Origin of the sequence: Fontibacillus phaseoli, assembly GCF_003337355.1 — a bacterium.
Taxonomy (GTDB): Bacteria; Bacillota; Bacilli; order Paenibacillales; family Paenibacillaceae; genus Fontibacillus; species Fontibacillus phaseoli.
Genome location: NZ_QPJW01000016.1, coordinates 23,377 through 39,097 on the forward strand (window position 1 = coordinate 23,377; position 15,721 = coordinate 39,097).

Sequence of the window (15,721 nt, forward strand, 5' to 3'; positions counted from 1 at the left end):
GATAGTTTGCACAGTAGGAATGACTTTTAACGGATTCAGGATGCAGCGACCATTTCAATGACGAGATAGTTAAACTATCTACACAGCACGGAGGGTATTAAAATTTATGACTTATTGTGATTCTAAACTGAAGATATTCACCTGTAACTCAAATCCCAAGCTGGCACATCAAATCGCCGATTATATCGGAATTCCGATGGGAGACTCGGATACCATGAGCTTCAGTGACGGCGAAATTCAAGTCAAGCTGTCCGAGAGCGTACGTGGTTGCCATGTGTATGTGGTACAGTCCACTTGCGCTCCGGTCAACGACAATCTGATGGAACTCCTCGTGATGGTGGATGCTTTGAAACGGGCTTCGGCCAAGAGCATTAATGTCGTTATTCCATACTATGGCTATGCTCGCCAGGACCGGAAGGCTCGCTCTCGCGATCCGATTACGGCCAAGCTGGTTGCCAACCTGATCGAGAAGGCAGGCGCACACCGTGTCATTACAATGGATTTGCATGCCATGCAGATCCAAGGATTTTTCGACATTCCGGTAGACCATATGCTCGGCGTGCCGATTCTTGCCCAATATTTTCGTTCGAAGCACATTCCGAATCCGGTTGTTGTGTCTCCAGACCATGGCGGGGTAGTCCGTGCCCGTAAGCTGGCCGACTTTTTGAATGCGCCGCTGGCGATTATCGATAAGCGCCGCCCGGAGCCGAATGTCAGTGAAGTGATGAACATCATCGGGAATATCGAAGGAAAAACCGCGATTCTGGTGGACGACATCATCGATACGGCCGGGACGATCGTTCTTGGCGCTAACGCCCTCAAAGAAGGCGGCGTCGAAGAGGTCTATGCCTGCTGTACCCACCCGGTGCTGTCCGGCCCGGCGATGGAACGTCTGGAAAACTCTCCGCTGAAGGAAGTTATTGTCACGGATACTATTCCTATTACGCATCCTAATCCGACCAGCAAGCTGAAAGTATTGTCCGTTGCCCCATTGATGGGCGAGGCCATTATCCGTGTCCACGAGGAACTGTCGATCAGCAAGCTGTTTGAGATTGAATAACGATTTCATCCTACTGCATAACAGGGGTTGCACCTTCTCTTAAGGAGGGCAACCCCTAAGTTCGTATCTTGACTCAACCCTCGGTGACTCAACCCTCCCAAACCCTCCCTTACCGTAAGGGAGGGCCCCCCGAGGGCCTGCTGCCCTAGGGGATCACCCGCAAACTGAGGGAACGTGGGAGAACAAGAGATGCTCCTTTGTCGCTGTCCCCTTTGGGGATGCGCTTGGTTTGGTGCGAGGCACGCTTTTCCCCCTTCGGGTCCGTCTTACTTTTGGCGCACCCTGGCTACCTGGTTGTTGGAGGCACTGCTGCTTTCGGACGCACTCGAGCGGCTTTGGCGGAAGGAGCCGCTTGTCGCCCTTTGGGCACGCTTTACGTTGGCGCGGCTGCGGGGGCGGGGGCGGTAATTCTGTGGGGGAGAGTTACTTTGTGCAAGGAGGGCGCTGTCCCTTTGGGATGCGCTTGGGGTTTGTGCAGAGCGGGCTCCCTTTGGGATGCGCATAGGGCTTGTGCGAAGTCGCTGTCCCTTCGGGATGCGCTTAGAGTGGTGCGAGACTATCATGAGTAGGATTTTGCATGGAACAAGTTGTTTTATTTTGGGTGAAAGTTGGACGGAGAGAAAATTTGGAGCTGGAGAAACGATAGTGTTCGCCTTTGCAGACGGATTATTTCCTTTTAGGAATTAATAAAATCAAATAATCCGGCTTTAACAGCGATCGGAAGCCCAAATTTCTTGGAGTTCCCTTTTTCACCTATTAACTATTGGAGGATTCAAAATGAAATGGATCGTAGGCCTCGGCAATCCGGGGGCCAAGTATGAGAAGACAAGGCACAATATCGGGTTCATGGCGCTGGACGAGTTGGCGCGTAGACATGGCATCGCGATCAAGCAGAGCAAATGCAAGGCGCTGATCGGCGAAGGCGTGCTGCCGGGGGGCAAGGTGGCGCTCATTAAGCCGATGACGTTTATGAATTTATCGGGCGAAGCGGTACGCGCTTTTATGGATTATTATAAAGTCCCGCTGGAGGACATGATCGTCGTTTACGACGACCTCGATACGGAGATCGGGCGCAACCGGCTGCGGTATCAGGGTAGCGCTGGAGGCCATAACGGTATCAAATCGATCATCCAGCATACGGGGACGCAAACCTTCAACCGGATTCGGATGGGGATTTCACGTCCTGAACCGGGTTTTGCTGTTGTCGACTATGTACTTTCGGGATTTGCCAAGAAGGAGGCGCCGCTTTTGCAGCAGTCGATTGAGGCGGCCTGCGACGCATTGGAGTATAGTCTTGATCATACCTTCGAGCAGACGATGGCCAAGTTCAACGGATAGGCGATTTGATGAAGAGCGCAATCACCAGATAAGCGGGATCCGTAACCAGCCTGGCTAAAAGAAGAGGAAGCTGGACATACTGAAGGTTATAATGAATCTTCAGGAGGCATATAGATGGCAATAAATTACGTTTGCCGGCATTGCCGCACGCCTATTGGTAGGATAGAAGACCCTTATGTATCCGAAGCCCAACTAGGCTTCCATTTCTTGACCCCCGAGGAGCGGCAGGATATAATAGCGTATGATTCGAACGGCGAGACTACGGTCAAAGTGACTTGCGATTACTGTAGGGAGGCTCTGGAGCATAACCCTGAGCTGACGTTGCTTACGAATCCCCTGCAATGATCTGCAGCGGAAACGACGACGATATCCCCGGATAACGGGATACAGAGCCTTGGCACGGTTGCTGAGGCTCCTTTTTGGTTGATCTCCGCTGCTTGCAGCAGACGGTGATACTAGGCTCATAGCTTGCGGATAAGGGAAGAAATAATAGCTGTTTACGTATACATCACGATAGAACGTCGCCGGGGCGGCAAAATGCGGCACCCGAAGGTTACGAAAAATGGAACCGGCCCCGCAGGTTGATAATATGATGATTTAGATTTGCAGGAAATTCGCAATAAGAAATAAGAGAGGTGCCTCATTTGTTACAAGCACTCATACAAGCATTCTCCCGGGATTCAGATTTTACCTCCATGATTGCGGGGGTAGACGCCGGAATGAGGGAGCAATTGATTTCCGGTTTATCGGGGTCTTCCCGGCAGGTGGCGCTCGCAGCGCTGTATCAGGAGACCAAGCGGCCTTTACTGGTCGTTACTCATAACATGTTCTCCGCGCAAAAAATATTCGAAGATTTGCAGGAAGCGCTGTCAGCGGAACAAGTGCTACTGTATCCTGCAAACGAACTGGTCGCTGCCGAAGCGGCCGTCTCAAGTCCCGAGACGCTTGCTCAGCGGATTGAGGTGCTTCTGCAATGTTCCCAGGAATTCCGGGGAGTTGTGGTGGTGCCTTATTCGGGCGTGCGCCGGTTTATCCCGACGCCTGAAGCGATGGCCAGCGCCGGATTAACGATTGAATTGGGAGGCACGCTTCAACTGGAGAACTTCCTGACCCGGATGATCGAGCTCGGTTACGAAAGGGTAGAGCGCGTGGAATCCCGGGGGGAGATGAGCATCCGCGGAGGCATTATCGATTTTTATCCGCTAACCTCGGCGCTGGCTTACCGGGTAGAGCTTTTTGACGATGAAGTGGACTCTATCCGCACCTTCGACCCTGCCGACCAGCGTTCCGTGGATCAGATCAAGCAGGTGTTAGTGACGCCTTGCAAAGAGATGATCGCTACCCGGGACCGGTTGGAGCAAGCGGCCCAGGCTGCGGCGGAAAAGCTGGAACAGCAGCTTGAAAAAATGACGGATCGTCAGGCGAAGAACAAATTGCGCGAAGAGGTTTCAAGGGAAATAGAGCTGTTGCGGGAACATGTCTATTTTCCGGAAATCTATAAATATATTTCTTTGATCTATCCAGAAAATAAAACGTTGTACGACTATATGCCTAAAGATACGCTGCTCGTTCTCGACGAGCCCGCCCGCCTGTTGGAGACATCGCGTCAATTGGAGCGGGATGAGTCCGAGTGGAATCTGCATCTGTTCCAGAACGGTAAGAGCCTGCCGGAGCTTCCGCTGGCGCTGGAAGGTGATCGGGTGCTGTATCACCGTCCGTTCCAGACGCTGTTCTTGTCGCTGTTTTTGCGTCAGGTTCCGCATACGCAGCCACAAAACATTTTAAATTTCGTCAGCCGGGCAATGCAGGATTTCCACGGACAAATGAATGTGCTGAAGGCGGAAATGGAACGGTGGAAAAAAAGCGGGGCCCATGTAATCATGCTGGCCAGCACGGAAGAGCGGATGGACCGGATGCGCCGGGTACTCCAGGATTACGGGATCGATGAGCCGACGCTTCTGCAGGGCAATCTGCAGTCGGGTTTTGAGCTTCCTTCCGTTCATCTCGTCGTAATTACCGAAGGCGAAATGTTCTCCCAGAAACAGCGGAAAGCGCGCAAGGTCGGCAAAAGCATGGACAATGCGGAGCGGATCAAGAGCTACACCGAGCTGAAAGTGGGCGATTATGTCGTTCATCAGAACCATGGGATCGGAAAATATTTAGGTATAGGTACGCTGGAAGTCGGAGGCATTCACAAGGATTATATGCATATCCTGTATGCCGGTGGCGATAAATTGTCCGTCCCGATCGAACAGATCGATATGATCCAGAAATACGTCGGTTCGGAAGAAAAAGAGCCGAAGATTTATAAGCTCGGGGGCAATGAATGGACCCGGGTTAAAAATAAGGTGCGAACCTCCGTACAGGACATTGCGGATGATCTCATCAAGCTGTATGCGGACCGTCAGGCTTCGGCTGGCTATGCGTTCGAGAAGGACACGCCGGAACAACAGGAATTCGAAGCGATGTTCCCTTATGAAGAAACCCGGGACCAACTTCGCGCTATCGAAGAAATCAAAAAAAACATGGAGCAGTCCCAGCCGATGGATCGGCTGCTCTGCGGCGATGTCGGCTACGGCAAAACCGAAGTGGCGATTCGAGCCGCGTTCAAGTCGGCCATTGAGGGCAAGCAGGTTGCCGTTCTGGTTCCTACGACGATTTTGGCCCAGCAGCACTATGAGACGTTCCGCGAACGCTTTGCCGGGTATCCGATCAATATCCAGACGCTGAGCCGGTTCCGCAGCCGCAAGGAGCAGAACGAAACGATCAAGGGCGTGCGCCAGGGGACGGTGGATATTGTGATCGGTACTCATCGCCTGTTGTCGCAGGATCTCGTGTTTAAAGATCTCGGCCTATTGATCGTGGATGAGGAACAGCGTTTTGGCGTAACTCATAAGGAGAAGCTGAAGAAGCTGAAAACGAATGTGGACGTGCTGACCTTGACGGCGACACCGATTCCTCGGACGCTGCATATGTCCATGCTTGGCGTCAGAGACTTGTCCGTCATCGAAACGCCGCCGGAGAACCGCTTCCCTGTGCAGACCTACGTGGTGGAACACAGCCAGGCGCTCGTGCGGGAAGCCGTGGAACGGGAAATGGCGCGCGGCGGGCAGATATACTATCTGTATAACCGCGTACAAGGGATTCAAGAGATGGCCGCGCAAATTTCAATGCTCGTCCCCGATGCCAGAGTCGGCATCGGCCATGGACAAATGTCGGAGCAGGAACTGGAAAAGACGATCCTTGATTTCCTTGACGGGGAATACGATGTGCTCGTCAGCACCAGCATCATCGAGACGGGCGTGGATATTCCGAACGTCAATACCTTAATTGTGCACGATGCGGACAAAATGGGGCTTTCCCAGCTCTATCAGCTGCGGGGTCGTGTCGGTCGGTCCAACCGGATCGCCTACGCCTATTTTACGTACCAGCGCGACAAGTCGCTTACGGAGGTAGCCGAGAAGCGCCTTCAGTCGATTAAGGAGTTCACCGAGCTCGGATCGGGCTTTAAAATCGCGATGCGCGATTTGTCCATCCGCGGGGCCGGGAATCTGCTCGGGGCGGAGCAGCACGGGTTTATTGCTTCCGTCGGTTTTGATCTGTATTCGCAGATGCTGGCCGAAGAAATTCAGAAGCGCAAGGTGACCATGCTCGGTGAGACCGTGCCGGACGAGTCGAAATGGAACACCACGATCGACCTTGGCATCGACGCCTATTTACCGTCGGATTACATTTATGATAGTATTCAGAAGATTGAGATCTACAAAAAGACAGCTTCCGCCGCTACCTTCGAGGATGTCGCCGAACTGGAGGACGAGCTGCTGGATCGGTTCGGAGAACTGCCGGAAGCCGTTCAAAATCTGTTATCGGTTGCCCGGGTGAAGCTGTATGGCAAACAATATGGCATCGAATCCATCGCTTTGCGCGGGGAGGAAGTGACCGTGAAGTTTTATGACGGACGGGAACGGGATGTTCTCCCGGCCAAGATTGCGGAAGTTGGAAATCTGTTTGGAAGACGTGTACAATTTAATCAGGGGTCGGTTATGCTGATCCGGATCAAAACCAAGGGAATGGACGATAAAGAAATGATGGGCTTATTGGAGCAGTTCCTGGGAGCCCTGAAGGACTCGTTCAAAGCGAAAGGGGAACTACAAGATGTTTCGAAGTAAAGGGCGTTCTTGGAAGACGCTGCTCATTGCCCTCGTTGCAGTAATGGCTTTTTCCATTATGGCGGGTTGCGGCAAGAAAGAGGATAAGAATGCTTCTGGCGGCGAAGACAAGAGCAAAGTAGTTGCAACCTATGAAGGCGGCGAAATTACGGAGAACGAATTCGACCGGGAACAGCGGATCGTGCTTGCGCTTCAGCCAAACGTTGAACAGTTCATGCAAATGGACGATTTTCGCGACTATCTGATCAAACAAGAGATTGCATATGAATATCTGGAAGCCAAGGCCGACGACAAGATGAAAGAAGAGGGCAAGAAAAAGGCCGAGGAACAATTCGCCGCGATGAAGGAATCGATGGGCGAGGAAGCATTCAAAAGTTTGCTGGACGGACAAAAAATTTCCGAGAAGGAATTCAAAAATTACATGGTTCGGATTTATACCGTCATGGAAAGCGAAAAAGCTAAAATCAGCGACGATGACGTGAAGAAAGAATTTGAAGCGACCAAAGAGGATTACATCACCGCCTCGGTTCGCCATATCCTGATCGGGTTAACCGACAAGGAAGGCAAAGAACGCAGCAAAGAGGACGCGCTGAAGTTGGCCAATGAAGTTAAAGCTAAATTGGATAAAGGCGAGGACTTCGCGGCACTGGTAAAGGAGTATTCTTCCGACGGACAAACCAACATCGATAACGGCGGGCTGTACGCGGACACCCCTGTAAGCAACTGGGTTACCGAGTTTAAGGAAAAAGCGATGACTCTGCCGCTCAATACGATTAGCGAACCCGTGGAAACTACGTTTGGATACCACATCATGCGCGTGGAGAAACGGACCGAGAAGAAATTCGAAGATCTGACGCAAGAGGAGAAGGACCTGATCAAAATGTCGGCCGCTTCTCAAAAGCTGGACGAGTTCATGGCGGGCGATCTGGAGAAGAAAATTATCAAGAAGATCGACTTGCCCAAGGTTGAGCAGAAGGAAGAGGAAGGCGGAACGACGAATCCCGGCTCGACCAATTCCGGGACAAGCGGGGATGCCGATAAGAGCGGAACGGATCCGGGCGGTGATGCCGGAACTTCCGAGAACGGTTCTGGCACAAACAGCAGTACCGGCAACAGCAAATAAACGGGGTAACCTGTTTCATTCGGATTTGCAGTAGCAGCGCGGAGCGATCCGCGCTGTTTTGCTGATCCGAATTTCCGATACGCGCGCAAAACAGCCTGATGGACCCGATAGAAGCCCCACGCTCGTGGGGTTATTTTGTACGCATTCATTTCGTGAAATCTGATGTGCAGAACTGGATAAATTGAATGAATAAGCTGCTGGGAAGGGATGAATACTATGGTCAGAATCACAAGAGCCGAATCCCTCCATTGTATACAAAATAAGCCGCCGGTTAATCAGGAAAAAACGAAGGCCGCGCAACTTTTTTACCGGTAGCGGTGTATTAACATACCGAAGGGTAAATGAATATCCAACTGACAGTAGTTCAATACTTCTTTAGAAAGCGGGGCAACATGTGATATGAAAGCTACTGGAATTGTACGCCGTATTGATGATTTGGGCCGGGTGGTCATTCCGAAGGAGATCAGACGGACACTACGGATCCGTGAAGGGGATCCGCTTGAGATTTTTGTGGACCGCGACGGCGAGGTTATTCTGAAAAAATATTCCCCGATCGGGGAGCTGGGCGATTTTGCCAAGGAATATGCGGAATCGCTTTTCGAGAGCACAGGCCATATTACTTTGATCTCTGACCGTGACACGCTTATTGCGATTGCGGGTGCATCGAAAAAGGAATACTTGGACAAGCAGATCAGCGCACTCTTGGAAACCAGCATGGACAACCGTAAAATTATACTGGAGTCGAATACGGGTATGTATGAGGTTATTAAGGATCATTCCGAGACAATCTCTTCCTTCGTAATCGCTCCGATCATCTCGGGTGGGGACCCGATCGGTGCTGTGGTTCTGTTGAATAAGGATGAATCCGTAAAAATGTCGGAGCTCGAGTCTAAAATGGCGGAAACCGCCGCCGGTTTTTTAGGCAAACAGATGGAGCAATAACAGCAGTAAACTTGATTTGACAAGCACACTCCCGGCGCAGTGGGGCGGCAGAGCCGTCCAGGGCAGGGAGTGTTTTTTTGCTTGGTTTAGCGGATTTTGCGGCGGCATGGCGGGGGCGACGGGTTTCATCATATAATGGAACCTGAATGCAGGACCAATATGAATTCGCAAAGTAGGTAAACTATGAAAGACAATAAAAATGCAGCATCAGGACTGCTTAAGGGAGCGGCCGTCCTTAGCCTCGCTGCTATCGTAAGCAAGCTGCTGGGGACGCTGCAAAAAATTCCGCTGCAAAATATCGGCGGGGACGGCGTTTTTGGAATTTATAATACCGTTTATCCCTTTTATACGATAGTGATCACGCTGGCCACGGCAGGTTTTCCGACCGTGGTATCCAAGTTTGTGGCCGAACAGCAGGCTATGGGGGAGGAACGCGGCAAACGGGCTGTACTGCAGATGGCGTCAATAGTGATGGCCGTGCTGGGAATCATCGGATGCGTCCTCATGTACTTCGGAGCTCCGCAGCTTGCGGCATGGATTGGCAATAGCCATCTGATCCCCGCTTTGCGTAGCGCGGCACCGGCTTTGCTGTTTATTCCGCTTAGCGCGTCCTTGCGGGGATATTTCCAAGGGCTGCAAAATATGATACCGACTGCGGTCTCCCAAGTGACGGAGCAGGGGGTCCGCGTAGCGGTAATGATCGCGTTGCTGTTTTATTTGACGGGAACCGGGGGAACGGAAGCGGTGATTGCGGGCGGAGCGCTCGCGGGCTCGGCAACCGGAGGTGCTGCGGGTCTGGCGGTCATGCTGCTGTACTGGAGAAGCCATCGCAAACAGGAGAAGCGGCGGACGGCGGGACACGGCCATCGGGAGGCGGGCATACCGGCCGACCTCCGTCCTGGCGATGAACCGGCTGCGGAAGCTGGGCTGAAGGCTGACAAGCCCGGCGCGGATGCTGTGCATAATTTGGCAGGAGGCTCGCGCCTAGGCGCCGGGCTCCTCAAGGAAATGCTGCGATACGCAATTCCTATTTGCCTGGCTTCGCTGGCTATTCCGCTGCTTAGCCTGGTCGATACTTTCACGCTGCCGAGGTTGTTGTCTTCGACGATGGACGGGCTCCGCGTTATGACGGAAGTGGGCGTATATAACCGGGGCATACCGCTTGTCCAACTCGTAACGATGCTTGCCTCTTCTTTGTCGGTATTGTTCATTCCGCTCCTGGCGGAAATGAATTTACGCGGCAATCGGGAAGGCATTTCGCGCCAAACCGGTTTTGCTCTGCGTTGGTTCTGGCTCATCGGCCTGGCCTCGTCGGCAGGATTGGCGTTGCTTGCAGGGCCCATTAACGTAATGCTGTACGAAGACGGTATCGGGACGGGCACGTTCGCCTGGGTAGCCTGGACGGCCGCGCCCGGAGCGATGGTGACGATCACCGCCGCGCTGCTGCAGGGGCTTGGCGCCGTGCGCGCACCCGCGGTGCACCTTCTGGCAGCGGCTGTGCTCAAGGCGGCGCTGAACGTGCTGCTTGTGCCGCAGCTCGGCATCACCGGCGCGGCGATCGCCGGCATCGCCGCTTACACCGCCGCCGCAGCGCTGAACTTGGCGCTGCTGCTCCGGCGCGCGGGGCTGCGCCCGCGCCTGCGGGACGCGCTGCTGCGCCCCGCTGCGGCCGCCCTGGCGATGGCGGCCGCCGTGTTGCTGCTGCGCCTTGCCGCAGCCGCCGTGCTGCCGCCGGGCCGTCTGGCGGCCCTGGCGGAGAGCCTGCTCGGCGTAGCGCTCGGCGCAGCCGTGTTTGCGGCCGCCGCGCTGCGGGCGCGCCTGGTCAGCGCGGCGGAGCTTGCCGCTCTGCCGCGGGTCGGCCCGAAGCTGCTGCGCCTGCTTCAGAAGCTGCGGCTGCTGCGCTAGCACGCGGCGATTACGGCCAAGCGCCCTAGCTTACCGCCGGCGCCTAGTGCCTATTCGCCGCCGCTGATCGGATCCCCGTTTTGCGGGACGCCGAAAAGCGGGAACATTTTTGTCATTGGCGCGGGAAGTGGTATAGTAAGGAATGGATTGTTCTATTTTGCCGGTAACGAGACAGGAGCGTGACTTCGAATGGGAGCAGTGATCACCGTTGTTGGACTGGGTTCGGGCGATCCCGACCGTCTGACGCTGGGAAGCTTGAAATTGCTTCAGGAAGCGCAGGAGCGATACGTGCGCACCAAGGACCATCCGGTGGTGGCCTGGCTGGAGGAAAGCGGGGTGACTTTTACCTCGTTTGATGAGGTATACGAGTCCAAAGATGATTTTCCTTCGGTCTACAAGGAGATTGTGGAGCGGTTGATTTCCGCCGCAAAGCCGTCTTCGGGAGAAAAAGCGGTACTCTATGCCGTACCCGGCCATCCGATGGTTGCGGAGGCAACCGTAAAGCTGCTGCGCGAACGTTGTCCGAAAGAGGGAATTGACTTACGCATCACCGGGGGCGAGAGCTTCCTGGATGAAGCTTTTGTCCGGCTTGGCTTTGATCCGATCGAGGGATTTCAACTGCTGGACTCGTCTGAATTGTCCCAGGGAGAGATCGATCCCCGGAGGCATACGCTGATCGGGCAGGTCTACGACGAATTCACCGCCTCGGACGTGAAACTGAGCCTGATGGAGACCTACCCGGACGATTACCCCGTCGTTGTCGGACATGCCCTTGGGGTATCCGGGGAGGAGCAGGTGCTGCGCATTCCGCTTTACGAACTGGACCGCGTCCAGGGTTACGGTAATTTGTCGCTCGTCTACGTACCGGCCAGCCGCGACGAAAGCCTGCGCATTCGCAGTTTTGAGCGGCTGCATGAGATCGTGACGATTCTCCGCAGTCCGGAAGGGTGCCCTTGGGATCGTGAACAGACTCATGAGTCACTCCGCAAAAATCTCATCGAGGAAACTTATGAGGTGCTGGAGACGATCGATGATGACGATCCGGAGCACATGCGGGAAGAGCTGGGTGACCTCCTGCTGCAAATTATGCTGCATTCGCAAATGGAAGAGGAGACCGGCATGTTTACCGCATACGACGTGATCCAGGAGCTTAATGAGAAGCTGCTGTACCGTCATCCTCATGTATTCGGCAATCTGAGCGCCGAGGATGCCGAGGCTGCGCTCCAGAACTGGGAAGCAATGAAAGCGGAGGAGAAGCGTCGTAAAGGAATAGAACCGGAGAAACTTTCCGCCTTGAGTGGGGTACCTCGGGATTTGCCTGCGCTGATGAAGGCCTACAAGCTCCAGAAGAAGGCGGCGAAGGTAGGCTTTGACTGGGATTCTATCGACGGCGTCTGGGCAAAGATCGAGGAGGAACTGGCCGAATTCAAAGAAGCCGTGACTTCAGGTCACCCGGCGGAGGATCAGGCGTTGGAACTGGGCGACGTGCTGTTCTCGATCGTGAATGCCGGCCGCTACATCGGAGTCGATCCCGAGGAGGCGTTATCCTTGACAATCGCGAAATTTGTCAGACGCTTCGGGTATGTGGAAGAGAAGCTTCGCGAAGCCGGAAAAACACCGGGAGACAGCGATCTTACCGAGATGGACGCGCTCTGGGATGAAGCCAAAAGCCTCGAAAGGGAATCCAGATAACTCGAATTTTCACTAAAAAACGGTTTTTTTTGCGAAAAAGCAAAAAAAAGTTGATCTCGGGGCAGGAATTTGGGTTTTAAGACAGAATTATTCATACAAAGATATCCATGCGGCTTACAGCCATATGGGCTGAAGCCGTTAGTCCATCTATTTCTTTTATTATTGGGAGGCATTATTAATGAACAAAACAGATCTTATCAACAACATTTCCAGCAAAAGCGGTTTGACTAAAAAAGACGTTGAAACCGTATTGAACGGCGTCCTCGGCGAAATCACCGATGCTCTTGCTGGCGGCGACAAAGTACAATTGATCGGCTTCGGCACGTTCGAAACTCGCAAACGTTCCGGTCGTACCGGCCGCAACCCGCAAACCGGCAAAACGATCGAAATTCCTGCATCCAACGTTCCAGCTTTCAAAGCGGGCAACAAACTTAAAGAAGCCGTAAAATAATGCGTCTTGATAAATTCCTGAAGGTGTCCCGGTTGATTAAGCGGCGCACGGTGGCGAAGGACGTCTCCGAACAAGGGAGAGTTCTGATCAACGGGCGCGAATCCAAACCGAGCAGCACCGTTAAGGTGGGCGACGAAATTACCGTTCAATTCGGCCAAAAGCTGGTGACGGTTCGCGTCGAACGCCTTGCGGAGACGACTCGCAAGGAAGAGGCTGCCACCCTGTATACCTTGGTCAAGGAAGAACCGATCGCCAAAGACTCCGGTTTAGACTGGAACTAAGGCGTGAGATGAAGCACGCTCCGTTGTTGAAACGGGGCGTGCTTTCTATTGTGCACAGGTTACCTAAATGGGGGATCATCGAGAACGTAGAATCGGAAACAACGTATCCCACCCCTAAACGCGACCCTCCATCGCCCCAACACGCCCAACATGCCCAACACGCCCAACACGCCCAACACGCCCAACACGCCCAACACGCCCAACACGCCCAACACGCCCAACACGCCCAACATGCCCAACACGCCCAACACGCCCAACACGCCCAACACGCCCAACACGCCCAACACGCCCAACATGCTCAACACGCTCAACATGCTCAACATGCTCAACATGCCCAACATGCCCAACACGCTCAACATGCCCAACATGCTCAACACGCTCAACATGCTCAACATGCCCAACACGCTCAACATGCTCAACATGCTCAACATGCCTAACATGCTCAACATGCCCAACACGCTCAACACCCTAACACCCCAACGCCCGCATAACTCTGCCGCCTCGCTAACGGACACGAGGGACCTTATTTGTCTAGAAAACGGTGTTTTTAAAATCTAACGGACACCAGAGACCTTAATCAGGCCTAAAGCGTCATATTTGGGTTCTTTTTCGAAGAATAACGTCCCCTGTGTCCGTTAGCGGCCAAAAGTGCCTGAATCGGTCACTTTAACGGCTCCTGTGTCCGTTAGAGTTAGATGTACTCCCATCCGGTAGGATCAGGTCCAAGGAGGGCCGGTTATATCCGGGATTTTGAACCCGATGGTCAAGGCAGAAGACGATGATTTATACCCCTAATCTTGCGGAGAATACCGTTTTTTGCGGGGGGAGTCAAAAATACCCCTACCCAAATTATTGAAAGATGATAATATATTAATTAACTAACCTCCTTTGCTGTTAAAAAGTACTGCCTGTACTTTCAACCATGCAGCAAGATTCTTCCTACCTGGAGCTTCTCGGTTAACAAACTGCTCCTAGAAAACACCTCAATCTAAAGATTGCATTCTGCAGTCGCACCAACACACCTCTGATCTGATTTTTCAATAATCAGCATTCGTATCACACACTTCTTAATTAATGTTGCCCCTATGCCGCACTATCCGCCCTAGTTGTTATTTGCTTGCACAATTTAGTGAATTTTTTCACAAACGTTTGATTGATTAATTCATCAAGTTTACTGAATTTACTGAGTTCATTGAGTTGCCAGGGTATCAAATTGTCAAGTTACTGGTTTACTGAGTTCGCCGGACTTACCGGTTGTTGAGTTCACTGAATACTTCGTTCACCGACAAGAGTTTGCGGAGTTAACGAGAATACCGAGTTCTATCGATTTCTTGCTGCGATTTTTTTGTATCATGGATCCACTTGGGTATTGTCTTGCTGCTTCTTTGCTTTAGTTTGCCGCTACTATGTTATGTACTTTTGTTTTTACTGTTGTTTTTGCTTTAGGTTCACGCAATTATTCGTGCCGTAGTTTTTGTATGGTTAAGCTCTAGTTTTTTGCCCTGTTTTCGGAACGGTGTTAACACTCCTTTCCACAACCATGTTTTACAACTGTATTTCACGGCTTTGCTTTCTGATCTGCATAACTGCATTCCACACCATTCAGAGTTTTTCGCATTCCGTTTATTCCTTGTTCAAGAGGATGATTGCTGATGAGACAGTTAATCCACAAGCTCTATTCCCGCGGGGGGTTGTCCAGGGATGAAATCGTCTATTTACTGGCCCGTCTTGATGCAGGGGTGCGTAAAGAGCTGTATGGCCTGGCCGACCGGAAACGGCGCGAAAAGTATGGAGACAAGGTTTTTTTGCGCGGTCTGATTGAATTCTCGAGCTATTGCAGGCGGGACTGCCTTTATTGCGGGCTGCGGGCCAGCAACAGGTCGGCGGAGAGGTATCGGCTGAAGCCTCCGGAAATCCTTGATTGCTGCCGGGAAGGGTACGGCCTGGGATATCGGACATTTGTGCTCCAAAGCGGCGAGGATCCTTGGTATACGGAGGAGATTTTGGTAAATCTCATTCAGGAGATTAAGGCCGAGTTTCCCGATACGGCGCTGACTTTATCGATCGGCGAGCGGGAGGATCGGACGTACCAAAGATTGTACGAAGCGGGGGCGGACCGGTTTTTATTGCGACATGAAACCGCTTCCCCAAAACTCTACCAAACTCTTCATCCTTCGATGTCTTTTGACAATCGGCGGAGATGCCTCAAGGTGCTCCAGGAAATCGGATACCAGGTGGGAGCCGGCTTCATGGTTGGTTTGCCGGGGCAGACCGCGGATGATTTAGCGGATGATTTGCTGTATTTGCAAGCTTTACACCCGGACATGATCGGTATTGGCCCGTTTATTCCGCATTCCCGAACTCCTTTAAGCGGGGCGGCGGCCGGTACGATTGAGGATACATTGGCAATGGTCGCCCTGGCGCGCTTGATGGTGCCGGATGCGCTCATTCCCGCAACGACCGCCTTGGGTTCGCTGGATTCAGAGGGGCGGGAGAAGGCTCTGAAGGCTGGAGCCAACATCGTGATGCCGAACTTGTCACCTATTGCAGTCCGCACAAAATATGCCCTGTATAACAACAAGATCTGTACCGGCGACGAGTCGGCGGCTTGCAGGCATTGCCTGGAGCTGCGGATTCATGCGGCCGGCTTTTCCGTGGATATGGGGAGGGGGGATAGCCTGAAATCATTCCAGGTGAAGCGGCTTACGGCTTCACAATCAGCACAATAATCTGTGAAATAAAACACAAAACCCTATACAG

Annotated in this window: 13 protein-coding genes; all 13 read left to right on the forward strand. The window is 52.8% G+C overall.

All coding sequences use genetic code 11. The annotated features are described in order from the left end of the window. Positions 1-106 precede the first annotated feature (106 nt). The gene (locus DFP94_RS22950) at positions 107-1,060 is read left to right on the forward strand and encodes a ribose-phosphate diphosphokinase (RefSeq protein ID WP_114498808.1); all 954 of its coding nucleotides are present in this window, start codon (positions 107-109) and stop codon (positions 1,058-1,060) included. A gap of 189 nt (positions 1,061-1,249) precedes the next feature. Continuing rightward, complete coding sequence (locus DFP94_RS25305) at positions 1,250-1,468, forward strand: hypothetical protein (RefSeq protein ID WP_147273881.1); 219 nt, start codon at positions 1,250-1,252, stop codon at positions 1,466-1,468. Between the two features lie 369 nt (positions 1,469-1,837). Next, positions 1,838-2,398, forward strand: a complete 561-nt coding sequence (gene pth / locus DFP94_RS22960; protein WP_114498810.1) for an aminoacyl-tRNA hydrolase — start codon at positions 1,838-1,840, stop codon at positions 2,396-2,398. Positions 2,399-2,512: 114 nt separating this feature from the next. Further along, positions 2,513-2,743 carry an anti-sigma-F factor Fin gene (fin, locus tag DFP94_RS22965; RefSeq protein WP_114498811.1) on the forward strand — a complete coding sequence of 77 codons (231 nt, stop codon included), beginning with the start codon at positions 2,513-2,515 and terminating at the stop codon, positions 2,741-2,743. Between the two features lie 299 nt (positions 2,744-3,042). Continuing rightward, positions 3,043-6,567, forward strand: a complete 3,525-nt coding sequence (mfd, locus tag DFP94_RS22970) for a transcription-repair coupling factor (protein ID WP_114498812.1) — start codon at positions 3,043-3,045, stop codon at positions 6,565-6,567. Beyond that, a complete protein-coding gene (locus DFP94_RS22975; RefSeq protein WP_114498813.1) occupies positions 6,554-7,690 on the forward strand; it encodes a peptidylprolyl isomerase in 1,137 nt (378 codons plus the stop codon). Before mfd ends, DFP94_RS22975 begins: the two co-directional genes overlap by 14 nt. Before the next feature lie 399 nt (positions 7,691-8,089). Continuing rightward, on the forward strand, positions 8,090-8,632 hold the full coding sequence (gene spoVT, locus DFP94_RS22980) for a stage V sporulation protein T (protein ID WP_114498814.1): 543 nt from the start codon (positions 8,090-8,092) through the stop codon (positions 8,630-8,632). 183 nt (positions 8,633-8,815) lie between these two features. Beyond that, positions 8,816-10,537, forward strand: coding sequence for a putative polysaccharide biosynthesis protein (locus DFP94_RS22985; protein WP_114498815.1), 1,722 nt, complete (start codon positions 8,816-8,818; stop codon positions 10,535-10,537). A 189-nt stretch (positions 10,538-10,726) separates the two neighbouring features. After that, positions 10,727-12,229: a bifunctional methyltransferase/pyrophosphohydrolase YabN gene (gene yabN / locus DFP94_RS22990; RefSeq protein ID WP_114498816.1), complete on the forward strand. Its 1,503-nt coding sequence runs from the start codon at positions 10,727-10,729 to the stop codon at positions 12,227-12,229. A 178-nt stretch (positions 12,230-12,407) separates the two neighbouring features. Further along, positions 12,408-12,680: an HU family DNA-binding protein gene (locus tag DFP94_RS22995; RefSeq protein ID WP_044482598.1), complete on the forward strand. Its 273-nt coding sequence runs from the start codon at positions 12,408-12,410 to the stop codon at positions 12,678-12,680. Further along, complete coding sequence (locus tag DFP94_RS23000) at positions 12,680-12,961, forward strand: RNA-binding S4 domain-containing protein (protein WP_114498817.1); 282 nt, start codon at positions 12,680-12,682, stop codon at positions 12,959-12,961. The genes DFP94_RS22995 and DFP94_RS23000 overlap by 1 nt, the downstream gene beginning before the upstream one ends. Before the next feature lie 150 nt (positions 12,962-13,111). Continuing rightward, a complete protein-coding gene (locus tag DFP94_RS25795; protein ID WP_220270933.1) occupies positions 13,112-13,519 on the forward strand; it encodes a hypothetical protein in 408 nt (135 codons plus the stop codon). Positions 13,520-14,613: 1,094 nt separating this feature from the next. After that, entirely contained in the window at positions 14,614-15,690 is a 1,077-nt protein-coding gene (hydE, locus tag DFP94_RS23010; protein WP_114498818.1) for a [FeFe] hydrogenase H-cluster radical SAM maturase HydE, read from the forward strand. Positions 15,691-15,721: the final 31 nt, after the last annotated feature.